Origin of the sequence: Herbidospora galbida, from assembly GCF_005233835.1 — a bacterium.
In the GTDB taxonomy this organism is placed as follows: Bacteria; Actinomycetota; Actinomycetes; order Streptosporangiales; family Streptosporangiaceae; genus Herbidospora; species Herbidospora galbida.
The window spans coordinates 86,658-108,105 of the sequence record NZ_SZQA01000026.1 but is presented as its reverse complement, the minus strand read 5'-3'; the positions used below and the strand labels follow the sequence as shown (position 1 = coordinate 108,105).

The following is a 21,448-nucleotide window of genomic DNA, read 5'->3' as shown; positions in this document are numbered from 1 at the left end:
CGTGTGGATGGATCCGGAAATTTCATGATGTCGCCGGGCGCACCCGCCTCAGGCGCACGGCCACGGCCAGCATGGTCACCCCGTGCCACACCACGCCCGAGTAACTCCCGTGCGCGTTCAGCGGCGCCCAGGCCGACAGCGCCAGCCCCACCGCGACCGTCATGACCTGGCTCGTCGCGATCAGCGCCGCCGTCCACCGGGGGAACACCCCCGCGCGCCAGGTCGCGACCCCGAGCACCGCCAGCCCGGCGCAGAACACCAGCGGCCCGACCGGGAACGACAGGAACGTCAGCGCCTCCGTCCCGAGCACCAGCCCCACGTTCCCCGCGATCGCGACCGCCGCCCCGGCCACGATGAGGCCGAGCCCGGCGACCCCGACGCGGCCGGTCCGGTCGCGCTGGGCCAGGTGGACCCCCAGCAGCGTCACCGTCAGCAGCGTCCACGGCACCAGGACCAGGGCGTCGCGGAAGTCCGCCGGTTCCGGCCGGACGATCGACTCGGCTCCCAGGCCGAACCAGCCGAGCGCGCTCACCGCCCCCGCGACGGCGAACGGGGTCAGCTTCTCGGCCGACGACATCATGCGTCTCGCCCGAGCGGCCACGCGGCGCCTGGCCGGCTGGTCACTCCTGGCCGGCGAGGTCTCACCACCATGCGTTCATCGCGGGCGCATGAGCCGCTGCCGGTCACGCCTGGCGGAGTCGTCATGCGGCCCAGCCTGACGGGCCCTGCGCCATCCCCGCATGAGGCGCTGATCACGTCGAGACCCGGGACTTCTCGTCCCATGACGCCGGGACGTCCCGAATGCGACGATAAGCCGGATGAACAGCAGGAACAGACGGATCCTCGGCGATTCCGGGTTCGCGGTCGCCGGGCTCATCCTGCTGTTCGTGGCCGGGGCGCTCGCCGTCGAACCCCTCCTCCGCGAGCGGAACGTGGCCGGGTTCGTCGAGCGGTTCGACGCGTTCCGGGCCGTCACGGCGGTCGCGTTCGGGGTGCCCGGCGCGTTCGTGGTCACCCGGCGGCCGGAGCTGCGGGTCGGGTGGCTGCTGCTGGCGGTCGGGTTCGCGCAGGGGTTCTCGCTGGCCATCGGCGCCTACGGGCTCGTCGGGATCAACGACCGGGCGCTGCCGTTCGACGACGAGCTCATGTGGGTGTCGAACTGGCTGTGGGTGCCGCCCTATCTGGCCGTGCCGACGCTGTTCCCGCTGTTCCTGCCCGACGGGCGGCTGCCCTCGCGCCGCTGGTGGCCGGTGGCGGCGCTGGCGGTGGCGGCGATGGTGACCGGCGCGGCCGGGTGGGCGCTGGCCCCGGCGGAGGACGTCGACGTGCCGCACCTGTTCCCGCCCGGCTACACCGGGGTGGTGCCGCCGTTCCAGCAGTTCGCGCCGCCCCTCCAGACGGCCGGGCAGATCCTCGGGCTGGCCGCCGCCGTGGCCGCGATCGGGTCGCTCGGCCGGCGCTACCGGCGGGCGTCGGGGGAGGTCAGGCGGCAGGTGCAGTGGGTGCTGGCGGGGGGTCTGCTCACGCTCGCGGTGGTCGCGGCGGCCGCGCCGCCGGTGCTGGACAGCCCCGAGCTGATCGTCCTGGCGCCGATCCCGCTGCCGGTGGCGCTCGCCGTCGCGGTCCTGCGGCACCGGCTGTGGGACATCGACCTGCTGCTGGTACGCACCCTCACCGTCGCCGCCCTGGTGGTGACCCTCGTGGTCGTGTACGCCGCCGGCGCCCTCCTCCTCGGCAACCTCTCCCCGCTGGCGCTTGCGGTGGCGGCGGTGCTGGCGCATCCGGCGTACACGAGGATCCACCGGCGGGCCAACCAGGTGGTCTTCGGCGAGCGCGACGACCCGGTGGCCGCGCTGCGCCGGCTCGGCGACCGGCTGGCGGGCGCCGGGCACCCCTCCGAGCTGCTCGAACAGGTCACCGAGTCGCTGGGCAGGGCGCTGCGCGTGCGGTACGTCGCCGTCGAGGAAGACGGCGTGGTCGTCGCGGCCTGGGGCGAGCCCGGCGGCCCGCTCGAACGCGTCCCGCTCCGGCACCGGGGCGCGGAGACCGGCACGCTCGTCGTGGGGGAGCCGCTGCGCCGCCGCGACCGGACGGTGCTGACCGAACTCGCGCCGCACATCGCGGTGACCGTGCGGGCCCACCGCCTGGCCGCCGACCTCGAACGGTCGCACCGGCGGCTGCTGGCGGCCCGCGAGGAGGAGCGCGCCCGCCTCATGCACGAGCTCCACGACGGCGTCGGCCCCACGCTGGCCGCGCTGGCGTTCCAGGCCGACCGGGCCCGCCGCCGGGCCCCGGAGGCGGCCGAGCTGCTGGCCGGGCTGGCGACCCAGATCAGGGCGACCGTGGTGAACGTCCGGGCGATCGTCAACGACCTGCGCCCGCCGCCCCTCGACGACCTCGGGCTGACCGGCGCGCTGGAGGAGCTGGCCGGGAACTTCACCGGCGGCCTGGCCGTGGTCGTGCGCACCGCGGGCGCGCTGCCCGTCATGCCCGCCCCGGTCGAACTGGCCGCCTACCGGATCGCGGCCGAGGCGATGAACAACGCCGCCCGCCATTCGGGCGCGTCATGCTGCGCCATCGACCTGGACGTCTGCGATGGTGGCTTGCGACTCCGGATCGACGACGACGGTTCCGGGCTGCCCGAGCCGGTGCGACCGGGGGTCGGACTGTCGTCGATGCGCCGCCGCGCCACCGACCTCGGCGGCACGTTCGACCTGGTCACCGAGCCCGGCGGCGGCACGTCCGTCCGGGTCGTCCTGCCTCTGGAGGAACCATGGGGAAAACCATGAAGGTCCTCGTCGTCGAAGACCACCCGATGTTCGCCGACGGCCTGGTCGCCCTGCTCGGCGACCTCGACGGCGTGGAGGTCGCCGGGCACGCCGCGACGGGCGAGCGCGCCGTCGAGTTAGCGCGCGCGACCCGGCCCGACGTCGTGCTGATGGACCTGCACCTGCCCGGGATGAGCGGCGTCGAGGCGACCCGCGTCATCGTGGGGGACCTGCCCGACGTGGCGGTGCTCGCCCTGACGATGCTCGGCGACGACGCCACCATCCACGACATGGTCCGGGCCGGCGCGCGCGGCTACCTGCTCAAGGAGGCCACCCCGGAAGAGATCGCCCGTTCGGTCGCCGCGGTCGCCGCCGGGCAGGTCGTGTTCGGCCACGGGGCCGGAACGCGCGTCCTGGCCGCGCTTTCGAACCCATCGAAAAGGTCAAGCCCGTTCCCGGAATTGACCGAACGCGAAACCGAGGTGCTCGCCCTCCTCGCGCGCGGGCTGACGAACCACGCCATCGCCAGAAAGCTCGTACTCAGCGAGAAAACAGTCAGAAATCACGTCTCCAACATCTTCACGAAACTCGGCGTGACCGACCGCGCGGCGGCCGTTGCCCGAGCTAGAGACGCCGGTATGGGGGAATGAGGGTGATTCCTCCGGGTAACGCTCCGAGTATGAACGTTCTCGGCATCGACATCGGCGGCTCCGGAATCAAGGGCGCGCCCGTTGACACGAAAACGGGCGAACTCATGGCGGAGCGCCACCGAATTCCGACCCCGCAGCCGGCTACGCCGAAGGCGATCGCGGAGGTCGTGGCCAAACTCGTCGACCACTTCGAGTGGACCGGTCCGGTCGGCATCACGTTCCCGGGGGTGGTGGTCGACGGCGAGATCCGGACCGCCGCGAACGTCGACAAGTCGTGGATCGGCGTCAACGCCAACAAGCTCTTCGGCAAGAACCTCGACAGCGTCATGGTCATCAACGACGCCGACGCCGCCGGTATGGCGGAGATGGCCTTCGGCGCGGGCAAGAACAACCAGGGCGTCGTCCTGGTCCTCACCATCGGCACCGGCATCGGCAGCGCCCTCTTCGTGGGCGGCAAGCTGGTGCCCAACACCGAGTTCGGCCATCTCGAACTCAAGGGTAAGGAAGCCGAGTCGAGGGCGTCCGACGCCGCCCGCGACAAACGCGACATGTCATGGGACAAATACGCCAAGCGCATCGGCCAGTACCTGCGCCACATGGAAATGCTCTTCAGCCCCGGCCTGATGGTTCTCGGCGGCGGCATCAGCAAGAAGAGCGACAAGTACCTGCCCATGGTCGACCTGCGGACCCCGGTCGTCCCGGCCATGCTCCTGAACGAGGCCGGCATCGTCGGCGCGGCCCTGGCCGCCGAGGAGACCATGGCCCTGAAGCCGGCGCGCGGCACCTCGCGCCGCACCACCTCACGCCGCACCACCACGACGACGTCGAGGCCGCGCGGCGCCCGCGCCACCACGGGCGCGACCCGCAGTGCCGCCCGCAGGTCCGCCGCGACCACCCCGAACCGTGGCACGTCATCCAGGTCCGGCACCACGACGGCCCGCCGAACCGCCTCTTCCGGTACGTCGAAGAGCACCTCGGGCCGCTCGACCGCCCGCACGGGCACGGGCCGGACCGCCACCTCACGCTCGACCACGGCCCGCGCGACGGGCACGAGCCGTTCCACCACGGGCCGTTCCACCACGGGCCGTTCCACCACGGGCCGTTCCACCACGGGCCGTTCCACCACTGGCCGTTCCACCACGGGAACCGGCCGTTCGACCACGGCCCGCAAGACGACTCCGAGCCGCTCGACCACGGGCACGAGCCGTTCGACCACGGCCCGCAAGACGACCCCGAGCCGTTCGACCACGAGCCGTTCGACCGCGACGTCGAAGACCTCCGCGTCGCGTTCGAACGGGTCGGCGACCCCGAGCCGGTCGACCTCGTCGCGCTCGACGCGGACCTCACCGGCCCGCGCGACCGGTTCCGGCAAGACCTCGACGAGCCGCTCGAACGGCACTCCGGCCGCGCGCCGCACCACCCGGTCCGCCGGGGGCACCACCCGCCGCTCGGCGACGCCGAAGCGGTCGTCCGGCTCGTCCGGCTCGTCCGGGTCGCGCCGGATGACGGGCTGATCCGGGGGCCCGGCCAGATGGAGCCGGCCGGGCCGTTATTACGTATGAGGTGACGGCACCGGGGTGCTGACCTGGAGAGCAGGCAGCACCCCGCAGGGTGTTCAGGCGCTCTTCGCGAAGGGCGCCGCGTCCGGCACGCAGAAGGTGATCGCCTTCGGGACGATCTTGACCTTGAGCTTGGTGGCCTGGCCGCGGGCGCCGCCGTCCATCTCGTACGTCGTCGGCGCCGCGAACCGGACCGTCACCTTCCGCGCCCGGGTGATGCGCAGGAACGGCGACTCGTCCGACCGCCCCGACGACATCTGGCCGAGGGTCCGCGCCCACTCGATCGGCCCCTTGGCCGTCGACACGCCGACCTCCAGCCACCCGTCGTCGGGTTTGGCGTCGTCGAAGGCCTCGATGCCGCCGCCGACCGTGCCGACGTTGCCGAACAGCACGCAGGACGCGTCGCCCTCGAACCACCGCTCGCCGTCGAGGTCGATGCTGGTGGCCACCACGCTCGAACCGGCGTGCCGCAGGCCCGTCCACCAGTAGGCGAGCTTGCCCATCCGCTCCTTCAGGCCCCGGTCGGCGTCGGCGATCATCTCGGCGTCGAACCCGGCCCCGGCCATGACGGCGAAGTGCTCGCCGTTGAGCCTGCCCAGGTCGAGCCGCGCGCGCCGGCCGTGGAACCCGATCCGGACCGCCTCATCGAGGTCGGCGGGCACGCCCAGGTTGCGGGCCAGCAGATTGGCGGTGCCGGCGGGCAGGATGGCCACAGCGGCCTTCGACCCGGCCAGCACGTCGACGCAGCGCTGCACGGTGCCGTCGCCGCCCCACACGAAGACCAGTTCCGCGCCCTTGTCGAGGGCGGCCTTGGCGGCCTTCGGAGCCTTCTTGCTCTTCGGGACCTCGTACCAGAGCAGCTCACCGTCATGGTGCTCGGCCAGCAGCGACCGGAGGCGGTCGAGACCCCCGCCGAGCGTCTTCTTCTGATGCGCGACAACAGCGATCGTCTTCACAGAGCGCCTTGCTACCCGCCATCGCGGCCCTCAGTCCGGAAGCGCGCGGCTTGCCTATGATGTGGCGATCATGAGGGGCGGACGATTATTGGCCGTGATGCTCGCATTGGCCACTGCGGTGCTCGGCGTCTATTTCACGGCGGTGGCCGGGGCGCTGAGATACGTGGAATACGTGCTGAAGTCCGAGGACCCGGACTGTGTGGCCGACCGCCGGCCGGAGACGGACCGGTTGACCGAGATCGTGCTGGCGGTCCTCCCTGCGGAGGGGCGGAGCCAGGTCGACGCGGACAGCGGCTGCGAGCGGCCGAGGGAGGAGCCCTCGATCGCCGTCCACGTCGACGGCACGACCACCGGGGAGTTGACGGCCGCGTTCCGGACGCGGGGATGGACCCCGGTCTCCGCCGCCCGGCTCGCCGAGGAGAAGGGCGACGAGGACCGGCTGGCGGGCCTGGGGACGGTGGCCGACGGCCGCCGCCTCGATGTCTTCCTCGCCGAATACGACCACGACCCCGGCTCTGTGCTCGTCATCGCCTGGTTTCCCGAGGACTGAGACACAGCTAACCCTCAATTCCTACTTGTATAGGTGGTATTGTTCTCGGTAACTACGAGGAAAGGGGACGACCATGACCCATGCGACAGTCATCGATCTCATGGCTCGCCAGCGCGACATAGCCGGAGCCGACCCCGGCGAAGGCGCCGTGCTGGGCGTCATCCCCGTGCCGGAGACGGGCGCGTCTCTGGTCGTCGTCGGCTACCTGGTCGGCGACACGGGCAAGGTCCCCCGCCCCCAGCGCGAGATCCAGATCGACCGCGACAGCCGCACCGTCACCGCCGACGGCGCCGAGATCGACCTGACCTACCGCGAGTTCGAGCTCCTCGACTACCTGGCCGCGGCTCCCGGCCGCGTCTACAACCGCCGCCAGCTCCTCGCCGCCGTCTGGGACCGCTACGACGACGCCGGCGCCCGGACGGTCGACGTCCACATCCTGCGCCTGCGCCGCAAGCTGGGGCGGCACGCGGCCCGGATCGTCACGGTGCGTAACGTGGGTTACAAGTACGCCGGGTAAAAACCATTGGCTGGAGGGCCGGGCAAGCTGCCTATCCTTGAGGATGGGATGAACACGCTCTCCGATCTCCAGACCCGCCTGTCCGGCCTGATGCTGCGCGACCAACGGCGGTTGCGCCGTCGTGTCGACGGCGTGCGCAAGGTACGCGACCCCAAGGCCCGCCAGAAGATTCTCACCGAACTGTCCGGCGAGGTGGAGACCGCCGAGGCACGGGTCGCCGCCCGCCGCGAGGCGATGCCGTCGATCGGTTACCCTGCGCAGCTGCCGGTCAGCCAGCGCAGAGACGACCTGCTCGAAGCCATCCGCGACCACCAGGTCGTGATCGTCGCGGGGGAGACGGGGTCCGGCAAGACCACCCAGCTCCCGAAGATCTGCCTGGAGCTCGGGAGGGGCGTACAGGGGCAGATCGGGCACACCCAGCCACGCCGCCTCGCCGCCCGCACGGTCGCCGAGCGCATCGCGGAAGAGCTGAACATCGAGCTGGGCGAGGCGGTCGGCTACAAGGTCAGGTTCACCGACCATTCGAGCGACAACACGCTGGTCAAGCTGATGACCGACGGCATCCTGCTGGCCGAGATGCAGACCGACCGGTTCCTCAGCCAGTACGACACCCTCATCATCGACGAGGCCCACGAGCGCAGCCTCAACATCGACTTCATCCTCGGCTACCTGAAGCAGCTGCTGCCCAAGCGCCCCGACCTCAAGGTCGTCATCACCTCGGCGACCATCGACCCCGAGCGCTTCTCCCGCCACTTCGACGACGCCCCGATCATCGAGGTCAGCGGCCGCACCTACCCGGTCGAGGTCCGCTACCGCCCGATCGAAGACGAGCAAGACGACCAGACCCAGGCCATCGTCGACGCCGTCGACGAACTGGTCGCCGAGGGGCCGGGCGACATCCTGGTCTTCCTCAGCGGCGAGCGCGAGATCCGCGACACGGCCGAGGCGCTGAAGGGCCGCCGCGAGGAGGTCCTGCCCCTGTACGCCCGCCTGTCGGCCGCCGAGCAGCACAAGGTCTTCCAGCGGGGCTCGCGCAGAAGGATCGTGCTGGCGACCAACGTCGCCGAGACCTCGCTGACCGTGCCGGGCATCAAATACGTCATCGACCCCGGCACCGCGCGCATCTCGCGCTACAGCCACCGGCTGAAGGTGCAGCGCCTGCCCATCGAGCCCATCTCCCAGGCGTCCGCGAACCAGCGGAAGGGCCGCTGCGGGCGTACCAGCGACGGCATCTGCATCCGTCTCTACGGCGAAGACGACTTCACCGGGCGTCCGGAGTTCACCGACCCCGAGATCCTGCGCACCAACCTGGCCAGCGTCATCCTGCAGATGACCAGCCTCGGCCTGGGCGACATCGCGGCCTTCCCGTTCGTCGAGCCGCCCGACAAGCGGCAGATCAGCGACGGCGTGAACCTGCTCCTGGAGCTCGGCGCGCTCGACAACAAGGGCGAGGCCAAGGGGCTGACCCCGATGGGCCGCAAGCTGGCCCAGCTCCCGGTCGACCCCCGCCTGGCCCGGATGGTGCTGGAGGCCCAGACCAACGGCTGCGCCCGCGAGGTCATGATCATCGCGGCGGCGCTGTCGATCCAGGACCCGCGCGAGCGCCCGGCCGACAAGCAGCAGGCCGCCGACGAGAAGCACCGCCGGTTCGCCGACAAGGAATCCGACTTCCTGACCTACCTGAACCTGTGGCGCTACCTGCGCGAGCAGCAGAAGGAGCTGTCGTCGAGCGCGTTCCGGCGGCTGTGCAAGGCCGAATACCTCAACTACCTGCGCGTACGCGAGTGGCAGGACATCGACTCCCAGCTCCGCTCGGTCGCCCGCACCCTGGGCGTGGTGCTCAACACGGCCGACGCCGACCCGCAGCGCGTCCACCTGTCGCTGCTCGCCGGCCTGCTGTCGCACATCGGCGTGAAGGACGTCGCCAAGAAGGACCAGCCCGGCGGCCGCCGCCCGATGACCGAGTACATCGGCGCCCGCAACGCCAGATTCGCCATCTTCCCCGGCTCGGCGCTGGCCCGGCAGCAGCCCCAGTGGGTCATGTCGGCCGAGCTGGTCGAGACGAGCCGCCTGTGGGCGCGGGTCAACGCCAAGATCGAGCCGTCGTGGATCGAGCCGCTCGCCCAGCACCTGGTCAAACGCACCTACAGCGAACCGCACTGGGAGAAGGACCAGGCCGCCGTGATGGCCTACGAGAAGGTCACCCTCTACGGCGTCCCGATCGTCACCGAGCGCAAGGTCAACTACGGCCGCATCGACCCCGAGCTCGCCCGCGAGCTGTTCGTCCGCAACGCCCTGGTCGAGGGCGACTGGCGCACCCACCACCGGTTCTTCCACGAGAACCGCAAACTCCTCGCCGAGGCCGCCGAGCTGGAGGAGAAGGCCCGGCGCCGTGACATCGTGGTCGACGACGAGACCCTGTTCGACTTCTACGACCAGCGGATCCCGTCCGACGTGGTCTCCGGCGCCCACTTCGACGCGTGGTGGAAGAAGCAGCCCGACAAGTCGTCGCTGACCTTCACGCCCGAGATGCTGGTCAACGAGAACTCCGGCGTCTCCGCGCAGGACTACCCCGACGCCGTCCGCCAGGGCGGCCACCGGATGAAGCTGACCTACCAGTTCGAACCCGGCACCGAGGCCGACGGCGTGACCGTGCACGTCCCGCTGTCGGTGCTGAACCAGGTGACCGACGCGGGCCTCGACTGGCAGATCCCCGGCCTGCGCGAGGAACTGGTCACCGCCCTGATCCGGTCGCTGCCCAAGCACCTGCGCCGCAACTTCGTGCCGGCCCCCAACTACGCCAAGGCCGTGCTGGCCCAGGTCAAACCCGGCAGCGAGCCGCTCCTCGACGCCCTCGAACGGGAGCTGCTGCGGCAGACCGGCGTCGCCGTCCCCCGCGACGCGTGGAACGTCGAGGCCCTGCCCGACCACCTGCGGGTGACCTACCGGGTCGTCGACGACAAACGCCGCATGGTCGCCGAGGACAAGGACCTCCAGGGCCTCAAGCGCCGCCTGGCCCCGAAGATCCGCGAAACCCTTTCAGAGGCCGCCGACACGCTCGAACGGACCGGCCTCACGTCCTGGACCATCGGCACCCTCCCGAAGGTCTTCGAACAGGGCCGCCTCAAGGCCTACCCGGCCCTGACCGACCAGACGACCAGCGTCTCGGTGCGCATGTACGAGACCGCGGCCGAACAGGAGCGCGCCATGTGGGCCGGCACCCGCAGACTGGTGCTGCTCAACGTGGTGAACCCGGCGAAGCAGATCCTGCGCGGCCTGTCGACGGCCGAGAAGCTGTCGCTCTCGCGCAGCCCCCACGGCGGCGCCCCCGCCCTGTTCGACGACTGCGTCGCCTGCGCCGCCGACAAGCTCATCGCCGACGCCAAGGGCCCCGCCTGGGACGAACTGGCCTTCACCGCCCTGCTCGACCAGGTCCGCGCCGACCTCTACGCCGTGACCTGGGAGACCGTGACCCGGGTCGAGAAGGTGCTGGGCGTCTGGCACACCGTCCAGAACCGGCTCCAGGGCCCGCCCGACATCGTCGCCGACGTCAACGACCAGCTCTCGTCGCTCGTCTATCCCGGCTTCGTCCTGGAGACCGGCTACCAGCGCCTCCCCGACCTGCACCGCTACCTGCGGGCCGTCGAACGGCGCCTGGAGAAACTGGCCGACGACGTCCACCGCGACCGGGCCCTCATGCACCAGCTCCACGACCTCGAAGACGACTACCGCGACCTGGTCGCCGGCCTGCCCCCGGCCCGCCGGAACGCCGCGGCGGTGGGCGAGATCAGGTGGATGCTGGAGGAACTCCGGGTCAGCTTCTTCGCCCAGCAGTTGGGCACCCCGACCCCCGTGTCGGAGAAACGCATCAGAAAGGCGATGGCCCAGCTATGACGATCCGCTCCGTGGTGCTCGACGTCGGCGAGACCCTGATCGACGAGTCGCGCATCTGGTGGCGCTGGTCCAAGCGTCTCGGCGTCACCCCGCTGACGTTCATGGGCGCCCTGGGCGCGATGGCCGCCACCGGAGGCTCCTACCGGCAGGCGTTCGAACTGGTCGCCCCCGGCCGCGACATCTCCGCCGAACTGGCCGCCTGGAAGAAGGACGACCCCGACGGCCTGCGCGAGAACTTCGACGCCGACGACCTCTACCCCGACGTGCGATCGTCGCTGGCGGCGATGCGCGACGCGGGTTACCAGGTGATCATCGCCGGGAACCAGCCGATCCAGGCCTACGACCAGCTGGCCGCCATGGACCTGCCCCACGACGGCATCTACACCAGCGCCGGCTGGGGCGTCTCCAAGCCCGACCCGGAGTTCTTCGCCAAGGTCCTGGCCGTCGCGGGCCACGCGCCGGACGAGATCCTCTACGTGGGCGACCGGGTCGACAACGACGTCCTGCCGGCCCTGGCGGCGGGGATGAAGACGGCCCTGCTCCGAAGGGGGCCCTGGGGTTACCTGCACGCGCGCCGCGACGACGCGGCGAAGGCCGACATGATCGTCGACAGCCTGACCGAACTGGCGGAGCGGCTCCACCGCGCGTGAGGTGAGAAAGCGCGAATTCCCCTTGCCGGGTCGCCATTAGGGAGGACCGGCAGGGGGAATTCTGTGAAATGCATCAGATCTGACAGGCGAAGCTCGCGTCGTTGGCGTTGACGCCCAGGAGGCGCAGTTTCGAATAGCAGGTCATCGTGCCGGCGTAATTGCAGGCGTCGGTGACTTTGGGTCCGACGCTGTAGCCCATGGAGGACATGAGGAGCCGGCAGTATTCCGCCTTGCCGGCAGCGGAAGCCGGCGTCGTCGAGCCGATGAGGACAGGGATGCCGATGGCCATCGCCAGAATCGCCGCGATCTTGACCCGGAATTTCAAGAAGCCTCCTCCGTATTTCTCCCGTATTAACGGGAGTATGGTGCGGAATCGTGCCCTTTCGCCCATGACAATAGCCGCTGTCATCTGAGTGCGCAAGATTGTCAACATTGCCGCATGTCAATTGCCCGATCGGCCGGGGAATTCCTCTTCGAGTTGCGGCTAACGGCAACAGGACGCCTCCGGGGCCGGATTCGATGCCCGATCGGGGGCGAGCAGCGGCGGCAGGAGGGTGACCGCCACCGCGAACAGCGCCGCCCCGAGCGCCGCGAACGCGAACGCGAGCACCTTGCGCTTGGCGGGCATCGTGGGCCGCTGAGGCGCACCGGACGCGGCCCGTCTCTGCGTCGGATGCCCCGCCCACGCGGGCGGCCGCGTGAACCGCCGCCGATCGGGGTCGTCGGCCCAGATGCCCGGCGCCGGGTCACTCGACCCACGAGGATCGTTCGGCCCGGCACCGGACGCGGCAAGGTCGTCGAGTCCGGGACCGCCACGGGCCGCCGGGTCATCGCCCGGGGAGCGCGGGTCGTCGGGGTCGAGCGGGGTCACCATGCCGCAAACGGTAGACCGTCAGCGGATCTCGTAGATCGCGGTCGTACCGGAAATCTCATGACCCACCACGAGCAGCGGCTTGCGGGTCGGGCTGTCGGACGCGGGCACGAACAGGACGCCCTCGGGGCCGGAGTCGCCGCCGGTGCCGGCCTCCACGTCACCGGCGAAGTTCCGGCTGTTCACGTAGTCGGCGAGCGTCGGGTGGCGGGGGTCGGTCACGTCGAAGGCGACGACGCCGCCGACGCGCTCCAGGCCGGCGAAGGCGTAGGTGCGGCCCTTGACGTCGCCGACGGCCACGCCCTCCGGCTCGGGGCCCTTGTTGTCGCTGCGGGAGTCGAAGGTCTTGTTCTCCTGGTCGGCGTTGAACTCGGCCGGGAGCTCCTTGGCGACGAGCTGCTCGATCTGGTCGCCCGAGTCCCACACCAGGCGGCCGCCGGCGTCGCGGATCGAGATCGAGCGGGCCCCGATCGCGTGCAGCTCGGTGGTGACGCCCTCGGCGTTCTTCGGCGAGGTCGAGGTGACGGTCAGCCGGCCGAGCTCGGCGTCGGCCTTCAGCGCGTCGGGGAGGGTCGTCTTGAGGTCCTTGACGCGGACCTCCTCGGCGAAGCACTCCCAGTCGCGGGCGTCGCCCTCGTTGGCGGCGACGATGTAGGTGCGGCCGCGCGACTGGTAGGAGGCCAGCGCGTCCGGCTGGTACATGCCCTTGACCGGGCGCGGCACGATGTTGATCTTGCCGTCCTTGTCGGAGGCGTCCAGGCCGTTGCCCGGGCGGGCGTGGTCCTTCAGGCCCAGCGGCACCACGTCCTCGACCCGGCCGGAGCGCAGGTCGACGATCGCGAACGCGTTGTTCTCCTGGAGCGAGACCCAGGCGGTGCGGCCGTGCCTGTCGGTGGTGATGTACTCGGGCTCGAAGTCCTGGGCGGCGTTGGCCTTCGGCCCGTAGATCCGCACGCCCTGGGCGCGCAGCCGGTCCTCCCTGCCGACGTACTTCCTGAAGTCGGCCGTCTTCACCGACCCTCGGCGGACGTCCACGATGCTGATCGAGCCCTCGGGGTCGACGTCGCCGTCGCAGTAGCCGGCCGGCTCGCCCTCGTTGGCGACGAGCACCGTCGAGCCGTCGGGCGTGAAGGTCAGCATGTCGGGCAGCGCGCCGACGGTCACCGAGCGGAGCCTGCGCAGGTCGGTGGTCGAGAAGAGGCCGACCGTCCCGGGCCGGGTCTTGTCGCCGGCCTGCTGGGCGACGGCGATGACGCCGTTCTTGACGGCGACGCTGTTGGCGCCGGGGGTCTGCAGGGTGCCGACCTTCCTGGGGGCCCTGGGGTCGCGGATGTCGAGCACGTCCACGGTGCCGTCCTGGGCGTTGACGACGAAGACCCGGCGGGTCTTCGCGTCGTACGCGGTGATCTCCGACGCGCCGGCGTCGAAGGCGCCGGTGGTGTACCGGCCGAGGAACTGCAGCGTGATGCCCTTGTGGGGGGTCGCCGCCGCGGGGGTGGCGGCGAGCAGCCCGGCGACGAGCGCGCCAGTGACGAGGAGGGTCCTGTTGTGCATGCGCGACAGCGTGGCGACACCCGGTGACGCGGCGCTGAATGCGCGGTGGCCCGCGCATGAACCGGATGTCTCAGACGATCTGGGACAGCCGGATCGAATAGGCCAGTTTCCGCCGGCCCGCGTCGCTCAGGTGGATGTGATCGCCCGAGTCATAGGAGGCGGCCAGCTGGTCGGGATAGGTGGGGTCGCGCAGCGCCGCGTCGAAGTCGACCACCGCGTCGAACGCCCCGCTGGTGCGGATCCACTTGTTCACCTGCTGCCGCACCGCCTCCCGCTCCTCGGTCCACGCGGGGTAGCCGTAGAAGGGGGTCAGCGTGGCGCCGACGACGCGCACCTTCCGCCGGTGGGCGAGCCTGATGAGGTTCTTGTACGCGTGGATCAGCGGCCCCGCCGAGGTGTAGTCGCCCTTGCAGATGTCGTTGATGCCCGAGAACACCACGACCGTCTTCACGCCCGGCTGGCCGAGCGCGTCGCGGCCGAACCGCTGCACCACGCTCGCGCCCGTCACCGGCTGCAGCAGCCGGTTGCCCGAGATGCCCACGTTCAGCACCGAGATCCGGCCCCTGAACCGGTGGCTGAGGAAGTCGGTCCAGCGGCGGTTGGAGTCGGTCGGCTGGCCCGCGCCGTCGGTGAGCGAGTCGCCGATGGCGACCACGGCGGGCACCTTCGCCGGGACGGTGACGGCGACGCGGTCCAGGAAGTACCACTGCGTGCTGGTGTAGCTGAACTGGAACCCGTCGTCCTTGGCCGCGTGGTCGCCCGGGTCGGACAGGAAGGTCGTCGCGTACGCCCGCTCGTGGCCCGTCACCCGGGAGTGCGTGCCGGGGACGAACACGCTGACGACGAGGTCGCTCCCGGCGGTGAACCTCTTCGGCAGCGGGTCGCTCCACACCGCCTTGCCGGCCGGGATCCGGACGTAGTTCCGGCGGTCGAACAGCACCCGTTCGTTGGTGCCGGTCTCGATCTCCGCCCCGTAGGCCTGGAGGCCGGCGTGGATCGACCGCAGGACGATCGGGGCCGAACCGTACAGATTCGACAGCCGGATGCGCAGCCCCGAGCCGCCCGCGGAGATCCGCACGATCATGCGTACGGTCTGCCCGCCGATCGCCGTCGGCAGCCGGTCGGTCGCGGCCGACCAGGTGCCCACCAGGTGGGTCTTGGTCGCGGCGACGGCCTGCCCTGGGGCGAGTAACCCCGCGACCAGCACCGATACCAGAACGATCATCCGGACGACCGGCCGCGACATCCCTCTCCCCTGAACGTTCGATCTCTGAGACGCCATACATTACGGCCATTTCGCTCAGTAGACCCTGAGTTGCGGATGAATGGTGACAGGCGTGCTTGAATCCTGACTAGATCACTTTCGTGAGGGGACCCCTGGATGTCGGAAGCCTCCCGCGACGACGACGATCGCCTGCCGTCGAAGCGCCGCTCGTCCGCCGCCGCCCCGGCAGCCATCGGGATCGTGGCCGCCGTCGCCAGCGCCATGGCGGCCGTCACCAACATCTGGGACCTCCCGGTCGCCGCCGGGATCGGCATCACCGGGGTCGCCGCCGTGCTCGCCGGGGTGCTCGCCTGGGCCACCGCCGACCCCTCGAACCGCCGCGACCGCAAGGCCAAACCGGGCGGCACCCCCGTCCCGGCCGAACTCCCGCCGGTCATCGCCCACTTCACCGGCCGCGCCGACATCCTGGCCGAGCTGCGCGAGCTGTTCGGCCGGCGTGAGGGCGACTCCCCGACGGTGGCCTCCCTCTACGGCCAGGGCGGCGTCGGCAAGTCGGCGCTGGCCGCCCGCTTCGCCCACGAGACGGTCGGCCGCTACCCCGACGGCCAGCTCTACTTCGACCTGCGCGGCGCCGACGGCGCGGTGCGGCCGGAGGAGGTGCTGATGGCCTTCCTGCGGGCGCTGGGCGCCCGCCTCACCACCGACGTCGGCAGCCTGCCGGAACTGCAGAAACTCTGGTGGACGTGGACCACCGGCCGCCGCCTGCTGATCCTCCTCGACAACGCCCAGGACGGCGACCAGATCAAGGACCTGATCCCGACCGAGCCGCGCTGCGCCGTCATCGTCACCTCACGCAAGTCGCTGATGCTGCGCAACACCTACGACGCCCAGGTCCAGGCGTTCACCGAGGCCCAGGGAGTCGAACTGCTGGCCCGCCTGGCGGGCTCCGAGCGGGTCGCGGCCGACCTCGACGCCGCCCTCGGCATCGTCCGGGCCTGCGACCGGCTGCCCCTGGCCATCAGCATCTGCGGCGGCCGCCTGGCCACCCGCACCCACTGGACCCTCTCCGACCTGTACGCCCGCCTCGAAGACGAACGCCGCCGCCTCGACCAGCTCGAAGTGGGCCGTGAGATCGACAAGAGCGTGCGCGCCTCGGTCCAGCTGTCCTACGACGAGTGCACCGGCACCCAGCGCCGCCTGTTACGCCTGCTGGCCCGCTTCCCCGCCCCCGACGTCCCCGACTGGGTGGCCGGCGACCTGCTCGACGTCTCGGAGACCGACGGAGCCGACCAGATCGAGGCGCTGGTGGCCAGCCACCTCGCCGAGGTGACCGGCCGCGACCTGACCGGCCAGACCCGCTACCGCCTCCACGACCTGGTCCGCCTGTTCGCCCAGGAACAGCGCGCCGACCACGGCCCCGCCCGGCACGCCGCCATGGAACGCGTCCTGTACGGCTACCGCCGCCGCGCCGAGGCAGCCGCGGCCATCCGCTGGCCGCAGGACTGGAGTCCCCGCCCCCGCGCCACCGTCCGCGAGCCTGCCGCCCACGTGAGCGGCAAGACGCCCGACGAGATCACCTGGCCCCGCATCGAGGCCACCGGCTCGGCCATCCGCGTGCTGAAGAGCCCCGAGGTCACCTCGGGCACCTGGTTCTCGGCCGAACGCCTGTCGCTGCTGTCGGCCGTGCACACCGCCCAGTCGGAAGAGATGTGGGACCTGGCCTGGGGCATCGGCCGCGCGTTCTGCTCCCTGTGCCACTCGCTGCGGGCCTACTGGTCCGACTGGCAGGCCGTCGCCGACGTCATCTGCGCCGCCGCAGAACGCATGGAGGACCCCCGGGCCCTCGGCATCGCCCTGCTCGAACGCTCGGCCGTCGCCGGGGGAGTGGGCCGGGGCGAGGAGGCCCTGAAGGACGCCCAGCGCGCCCTCGACCTGCTGACCGAGCAGAACGAGGCCTGGTGGGCGGCCCGCGCCATGCGCGCGGTCGGCATGACCCTGTTCACCAGCGGCCACCTCGACCGGGGCCAGGACTACCTCATCGGCGCCATCACCGCCTTCAAGGCCGGGGGAGACGGCTGGTGGACCGCCCGCACCCAGCGCAACCTGGCCGAACTCCGCCTGGCCCAGCGCGGCTACACCGAGGCCCGCGAACTGCTGGAGGAGGCGCTGACCACCTTCCAGCGGGCCGGCAACCGCTACTCCGAGGCACAGACCCAGCGGGCCCTGGGCGAGGTGCTGGGCGCCGAGGCCCGGATGCTGCTGACCCGGGGCGAGGTCCACGCGGCCGAACGCAACTTCGTGCTGGCCGGCAACGCGCTCGGGTTCGCCATCCGCTCCTTCCGCGACCGGGGCGAGGAGTGGGAGCAGGCCCGCAGCCTGCGCGCCGCAGGGGAGATCGGCGACCCGTCGAACATGCTCACCGAGCACGCCAACGTGCGCGACGCCAAGGAGATGCTGGCCAAGCTGGGCGACTCCTGGGGCGTCGCCCGGTCGGAGGTCAGCGAGGGGCGGGTGCTGGAACGCCTGGGCCGGGTCGACGAGGCGGTGGGGATGCTGCGCGGGGCCGTACAGGACTTCGAGGCCCTCGGCGACCGGTGGTGGCAGGCGCGGGGGCTGCGCACCGAGGCCGAGGTGCTGATCCGGGCCGGCCGCCCGGCCGAGGCCTACCACCCCGCCCGCCAGGCGCTGGACATCTACCTGCACCTCGGAAACGAGGCCGGCGCCCGCCGCGCGAGGGAGGCGCTCGACCGGGCCCGACCCCCGCGCTGAACCGGGTACGGAGTTCATGCGGGGGCCACGCCGCCGACGTGTTGATCGGGCAGATTCCGAGGCGCGAGCCACACCCGGCCTCCGGCCGTGCGCGTCTCGCTCAGACAGATAGGCTCATACGTGATGAATGAGAATGGGCGTTGGATAGTTCTCGAAGGCGCGGTCAACGTCCGGGACCTGGGGGGCCTGCCGACCGTCGACGGCGGCGTCACCCGTTCCGGCCGGGTGCTGCGCGGCGACAACCTGCAGAGCCTGACTCCGGCCGACGTGAACCTGCTGGTGGCGGAGCTGAAGCTGCGCCACGTCATCGACCTGCGGTCGAACACCGAGGTCCGGCTGGAGGGCCCCGGCCCCCTCACCGACGAGACCGATGTGGAGATCCACCACCACACGCTCTTCGCCGAGGGCGGCCTGTTCACCGACGCGGCCAGTGACGACCCGCCCGAGGAGGAACTCGACGAGCGCGCCCTCCCCTGGGCCGACGCCGAACGCCTCGACCCCGAACTGCGCGTCACCGGCCACTACTACGGCTACCTGCGCGACCGCCCCGACTCCGTGGTGGCCGCCCTCCGCGTGATGGCCCACGGCGACGGCGCCGCGCTGGTCCACTGCGCCGCCGGCAAAGACCGCACCGGCGTGCTCTGCGCCCTGGCGGAAGAGGTGGCCGGCGTGACCCGCGAGGCCATCGTGGCCGACTACGTGGCGACCGGCGAACGCATCGCCGCCATCATCGAACGGCTCCGCTCCAGCGACACCTACCGCGTCGACCTCGACTCCAAGCCCGCCGACAGCCACGTCCCGCGCGCCGAGTACATCGAGCACTTCCTGGAGATCCTCGACACCCGCTACGGCGGCCCGATGGGCTGGCTCACCGAACACGGCTGGACCGCCGACGACACCGCCGCCCTCCGCGCCCGTCTCAGAGACTAAAAAGCTCTTGTTCCGTTACGGCTCCGCCTGGCCGGCCACCCGACCAGGCCCGGCCACTTGAGAGGCTGCCATGACCCTCAGGGACATCCGCAACCGCGTTCGCGGCTGGTTGGGCCTGCGGCCGGTGCACGGTCCCCTGATCGAGCTGGCCCTGAACTACGTCCCGCCCCCTGAGGTCGTGGCGGCGATGGCGGCCGAGACCGCCTATCTGCGCGGCGCGCTGGCCCGCTGGACGCCCGAAATCGACGACGAGGTCGACGTCCTGGAGAAGGAGGCCGAGCTCGACGACCGCTTTCCGCCGACCCACCGCGAGTATCTGCAACTGCTGTGGGAGAGCATCCTGTGGCCGTCGATCGAACGCAGGGACACGGCCACGCTCACCCGGATCTCCGGGCTCGTCATCGACCTGATCAGCGTCCCCGGCATGGACTACCTGGAGAGCATGACCCGGGAGGTGATCCTCGAATCGCTCGGGTTCTACTACGGGGAGATCCACGAGGTCCTGCCCGAGGAACTGAAGCGGGCCGCCGAGCGGTACCACGGCCCGAACTCCTATTCCCCGGCCGCCGACCCGAACGCCCCGCTGTTCCCTAACTGGTAGCGATCACGCGGCCCTCGTCGGCCGAGACGCGGGCGGCGCGCAGCACGACCAGGGCCTCGGCCGCCGACTCCGGGGTCACCGGCGGCGGGGCCTCGCCCCACAGCGCCCGGACCACGCCCTCGTAGAAGGCGCGGTAGTTCCCCGGCTCGGTCGGCACCCGCTCGTCGCCCACGAAGCCGGGCTCGCCGTCGCCGAACCCCGGCTCGGCCGGGCTGCGGCCCGCCCGCAGGCGGTCCTCCTGCGGGTCCATGCCCCACTTCACGTACGCCGCCTCCGAGCCCAGCACCCGGAACCGGGGGCCGAGGTCGGCGGCGACCGCGCTCACCCACAGGTGTGAGCGCGCGCCGTTGGCGTGGGTCAGGGCGATGAAGCTGTCGTCGTCGGCCCGCACGCCCGCACGGCGGACGTCGGCCTCGGCGTAGACCGAGGCCACCGGGCCGAGCAGCTGGAGGGCCTGGTCGACCAGGTGGCTGCCCAGGTCGTAGAGGAGGCCGGCGAGGTCTTCGGGGCCGCCCTGCTCGCGCCAGCCGCCCTTCGGGACCGGCCGCCAGCGTTCGAAGCGCGACTCGAAGCGCCGGATCTCGCCCAGCCGGGGGCGCAGGCGCTCGATCGTGAGGAAGTCGCCGTCCCAGCGGCGGTTCTGGAAGACCGTCAGCATCAGGCCCCGCTCGCGGGCCAGCGCGGCCAGCTCCAGCGCCTCCTCGGCCGTCGCGGCCAGCGGCTTGTCGACCACGACCGGCAGCCCGGCGCGCAGCGCCTCACCGGCGATCGGCACGTGGGTGCGGTTGGGCGAGGCGACCACGACCAGGTCGACCAGGGGATGGAGGTCGGCGGCGTGCCGGACCACGGCGACGCCGGGGCCGATGCGGGCCGCCTTCTCGGGGTCGCCCGTCACCACGGCCGCCAGCCGCAGGCCGGGGGTGGCGGCGATCAGCGGCGCGTGGAAGAACTCGCCGGCCGGGCCGTAGCCGACCAGCCCGACCTTGATCTCGTCAGCCATCGCGGTCGTCGCGCTCGGCCAGGAACGCCTCGAACTGGGCGGCCAGTTCGTCGCCCGTCGGCATCGGGGTCGACTCGGCCAGCAGGTTGTCCTTACCGGCGGTGAAGGCGTCGTACTGCTGCTCCAGGCCCGTGATGGCGCCCGACAGCTCGGCGCTGGCCTGGATCTGCTCCTCGATCTCGGCGGTGGTCTTGTCGGCGGCGTCGCGCAGGGCGTCCATCGGGAAGACCAGGCCGGTGCCCCGCGTGATCGCCTCCAGGGCGGTCACCGCGGCCTGCGGGTATTCCGCCTGGGCCAGGTAGTGGGGGACGTGGATCGAGTAGCCCAGGGCGTCGTGGCCCTTGGAGCCCAGGCGCAGTTCGAGCAGGGCCGCCACGCTGCCGGGCACCTGCACCTTGCCGAACGGGCTCACCTGCCCGTTGATCAGCTCGGGGCGGCTGCCGTGGGCGGTCAGGCCGATCGGGCGGGTGTGCGGCACGCCCATCGGGATGCCGTGGATCGTCACCATCTTGCCGATGTTCAGCCGGGTCGCCAGCATGCCGATCGCCTCGGTGAACAGCTCCCACTCGCGGTCGGGCTCGGGGCCGGTGAGCAGCAGGAACGGGGTGCCCGTCAGGTCGTGGGCCAGGTGGAGCGTCAGCTCCGGCATGTCGGCCTCGACCCAGCGGTCGGTGTCGAAGACCATGATCGGCCGTCGCGAGCGGTAGTCGATGAGGCGGTCGACGTCGAAGGTGGCCACGACCCGGTGGTCCAGCTCCGCCATCAGGTGCCCGAGGGCCAGCCGGCCGGCCCCGCCCGCGTCGACGAAGCCTTCGAAGTGGTAGAGCATCACCGGATCGGTCAGCTCGGGGACGTCACCGTCGAGCCGGTAGAGATCCGTCGGGTCGTACACGACTGGCAGCCTTTCTCACGGTCTGTCTCATCTACAGAACCTACGGCGAGGTGAATCGATTC

At 71.3% G+C, this 21,448-nt stretch carries 18 protein-coding genes; 10 read left to right on the top strand and 8 right to left on the bottom strand.

Translation table 11 applies throughout. From position 1 onward, the window contains the following. Positions 1–22: 22 nt before the first annotated feature. Entirely contained in the window at positions 23–580 is a 558-nt protein-coding gene (locus tag FDA94_RS25040; protein ID WP_137249524.1) for a hypothetical protein, read from the bottom strand. 238 nt (positions 581–818) lie between these two features. Between FDA94_RS25040 and FDA94_RS25035 the strand changes: the two genes are divergently transcribed. The 3 genes from FDA94_RS25035 to ppgK are packed head-to-tail and all read left to right on the top strand — an operon-like array spanning position 819 to position 4,932. Further along, a complete protein-coding gene (locus tag FDA94_RS25035; protein ID WP_137249523.1) occupies positions 819–2,789 on the top strand; it encodes a sensor histidine kinase in 1,971 nt (656 codons plus the stop codon). Then, on the top strand, positions 2,774–3,418 hold the full coding sequence (locus FDA94_RS25030) for a response regulator transcription factor (RefSeq protein ID WP_212735500.1): 645 nt from the start codon (positions 2,774–2,776) through the stop codon (positions 3,416–3,418). The genes FDA94_RS25035 and FDA94_RS25030 overlap by 16 nt, the downstream gene beginning before the upstream one ends. A 29-nt stretch (positions 3,419–3,447) precedes the next feature. Beyond that, a complete protein-coding gene (gene ppgK / locus FDA94_RS41370; protein WP_212735499.1) occupies positions 3,448–4,932 on the top strand; it encodes a polyphosphate--glucose phosphotransferase in 1,485 nt (494 codons plus the stop codon). Between the two features lie 101 nt (positions 4,933–5,033). Here the strand turns inward: ppgK and FDA94_RS25020 are convergent, their stop codons facing one another. After that, a complete protein-coding gene (locus tag FDA94_RS25020) occupies positions 5,034–5,933 on the bottom strand; it encodes a diacylglycerol/lipid kinase family protein (RefSeq protein WP_137249522.1) in 900 nt (299 codons plus the stop codon). A gap of 94 nt (positions 5,934–6,027) precedes the next feature. On the opposite strand from FDA94_RS25020, the gene FDA94_RS25015 reads away from it, so the two are divergent. The 4 genes from FDA94_RS25015 (at position 6,028) to FDA94_RS25000 (ending at position 11,544) form a co-directional block, all read left to right on the top strand. Next, the gene (locus FDA94_RS25015) at positions 6,028–6,483 is read left to right on the top strand and encodes a hypothetical protein (RefSeq protein WP_137249521.1); all 456 of its coding nucleotides are present in this window, start codon (positions 6,028–6,030) and stop codon (positions 6,481–6,483) included. 73 nt (positions 6,484–6,556) lie between these two features. Then, positions 6,557–7,000 (top strand): winged helix-turn-helix domain-containing protein, encoded by a 444-nt coding sequence (locus FDA94_RS41175; RefSeq protein WP_137249520.1) that lies wholly within the window; start codon positions 6,557–6,559, stop codon positions 6,998–7,000. A gap of 48 nt (positions 7,001–7,048) precedes the next feature. Continuing rightward, on the top strand, positions 7,049–10,894 hold the full coding sequence (gene hrpA, locus FDA94_RS25005) for an ATP-dependent RNA helicase HrpA (RefSeq protein WP_137249519.1): 3,846 nt from the start codon (positions 7,049–7,051) through the stop codon (positions 10,892–10,894). Next, complete coding sequence (locus FDA94_RS25000; RefSeq protein WP_137249518.1) at positions 10,891–11,544, top strand: HAD family hydrolase; 654 nt, start codon at positions 10,891–10,893, stop codon at positions 11,542–11,544. Before hrpA ends, FDA94_RS25000 begins: the two co-directional genes overlap by 4 nt. 73 nt (positions 11,545–11,617) lie before the next feature. Here the strand turns inward: FDA94_RS25000 and FDA94_RS24995 are convergent, their stop codons facing one another. From FDA94_RS24995 to FDA94_RS24980, 4 genes are all read right to left on the bottom strand, one after another. Continuing rightward, entirely contained in the window at positions 11,618–11,869 is a 252-nt protein-coding gene (locus FDA94_RS24995) for a hypothetical protein (RefSeq protein WP_137249517.1), read from the bottom strand. A gap of 159 nt (positions 11,870–12,028) precedes the next feature. Beyond that, positions 12,029–12,418, bottom strand: a complete 390-nt coding sequence (locus FDA94_RS24990; protein WP_137249516.1) for a hypothetical protein — start codon at positions 12,416–12,418, stop codon at positions 12,029–12,031. Positions 12,419–12,436: 18 nt separating this feature from the next. Beyond that, positions 12,437–13,969 carry a choice-of-anchor I family protein gene (locus tag FDA94_RS24985; RefSeq protein ID WP_137249515.1) on the bottom strand — a complete coding sequence of 511 codons (1,533 nt, stop codon included), beginning with the start codon at positions 13,967–13,969 and terminating at the stop codon, positions 12,437–12,439. 70 nt (positions 13,970–14,039) lie between these two features. Further along, positions 14,040–15,194: an SGNH/GDSL hydrolase family protein gene (locus tag FDA94_RS24980; RefSeq protein WP_170991113.1), complete on the bottom strand. Its 1,155-nt coding sequence runs from the start codon at positions 15,192–15,194 to the stop codon at positions 14,040–14,042. Positions 15,195–15,350: 156 nt separating this feature from the next. On the opposite strand from FDA94_RS24980, the gene FDA94_RS24975 reads away from it, so the two are divergent. The 3 genes from FDA94_RS24975 to FDA94_RS24965 all read left to right on the top strand — a co-directional run bounded on the left by FDA94_RS24975 (position 15,351) and on the right by FDA94_RS24965 (position 19,494). After that, positions 15,351–17,963 carry a tetratricopeptide repeat protein gene (locus FDA94_RS24975; protein ID WP_137249513.1) on the top strand — a complete coding sequence of 871 codons (2,613 nt, stop codon included), beginning with the start codon at positions 15,351–15,353 and terminating at the stop codon, positions 17,961–17,963. Positions 17,964–18,086: 123 nt separating this feature from the next. Next, positions 18,087–18,893 (top strand): tyrosine-protein phosphatase, encoded by an 807-nt coding sequence (locus FDA94_RS24970; RefSeq protein ID WP_137249512.1) that lies wholly within the window; start codon positions 18,087–18,089, stop codon positions 18,891–18,893. Between the two features lie 70 nt (positions 18,894–18,963). Beyond that, positions 18,964–19,494, top strand: coding sequence for a hypothetical protein (locus FDA94_RS24965; RefSeq protein WP_137249511.1), 531 nt, complete (start codon positions 18,964–18,966; stop codon positions 19,492–19,494). Here the strand turns inward: FDA94_RS24965 and FDA94_RS24960 are convergent. Next, positions 19,484–20,494, bottom strand: a complete 1,011-nt coding sequence (locus tag FDA94_RS24960; RefSeq protein ID WP_137249510.1) for a Gfo/Idh/MocA family oxidoreductase — start codon at positions 20,492–20,494, stop codon at positions 19,484–19,486. The two genes, FDA94_RS24965 and FDA94_RS24960, sit on opposite strands and share 11 nt — an antisense overlap. Next, a complete protein-coding gene (locus FDA94_RS24955) occupies positions 20,487–21,386 on the bottom strand; it encodes a proteasome assembly chaperone family protein (protein ID WP_062429587.1) in 900 nt (299 codons plus the stop codon). Before FDA94_RS24955 ends, FDA94_RS24960 begins: the two co-directional genes overlap by 8 nt. Positions 21,387–21,448: the final 62 nt, after the last annotated feature.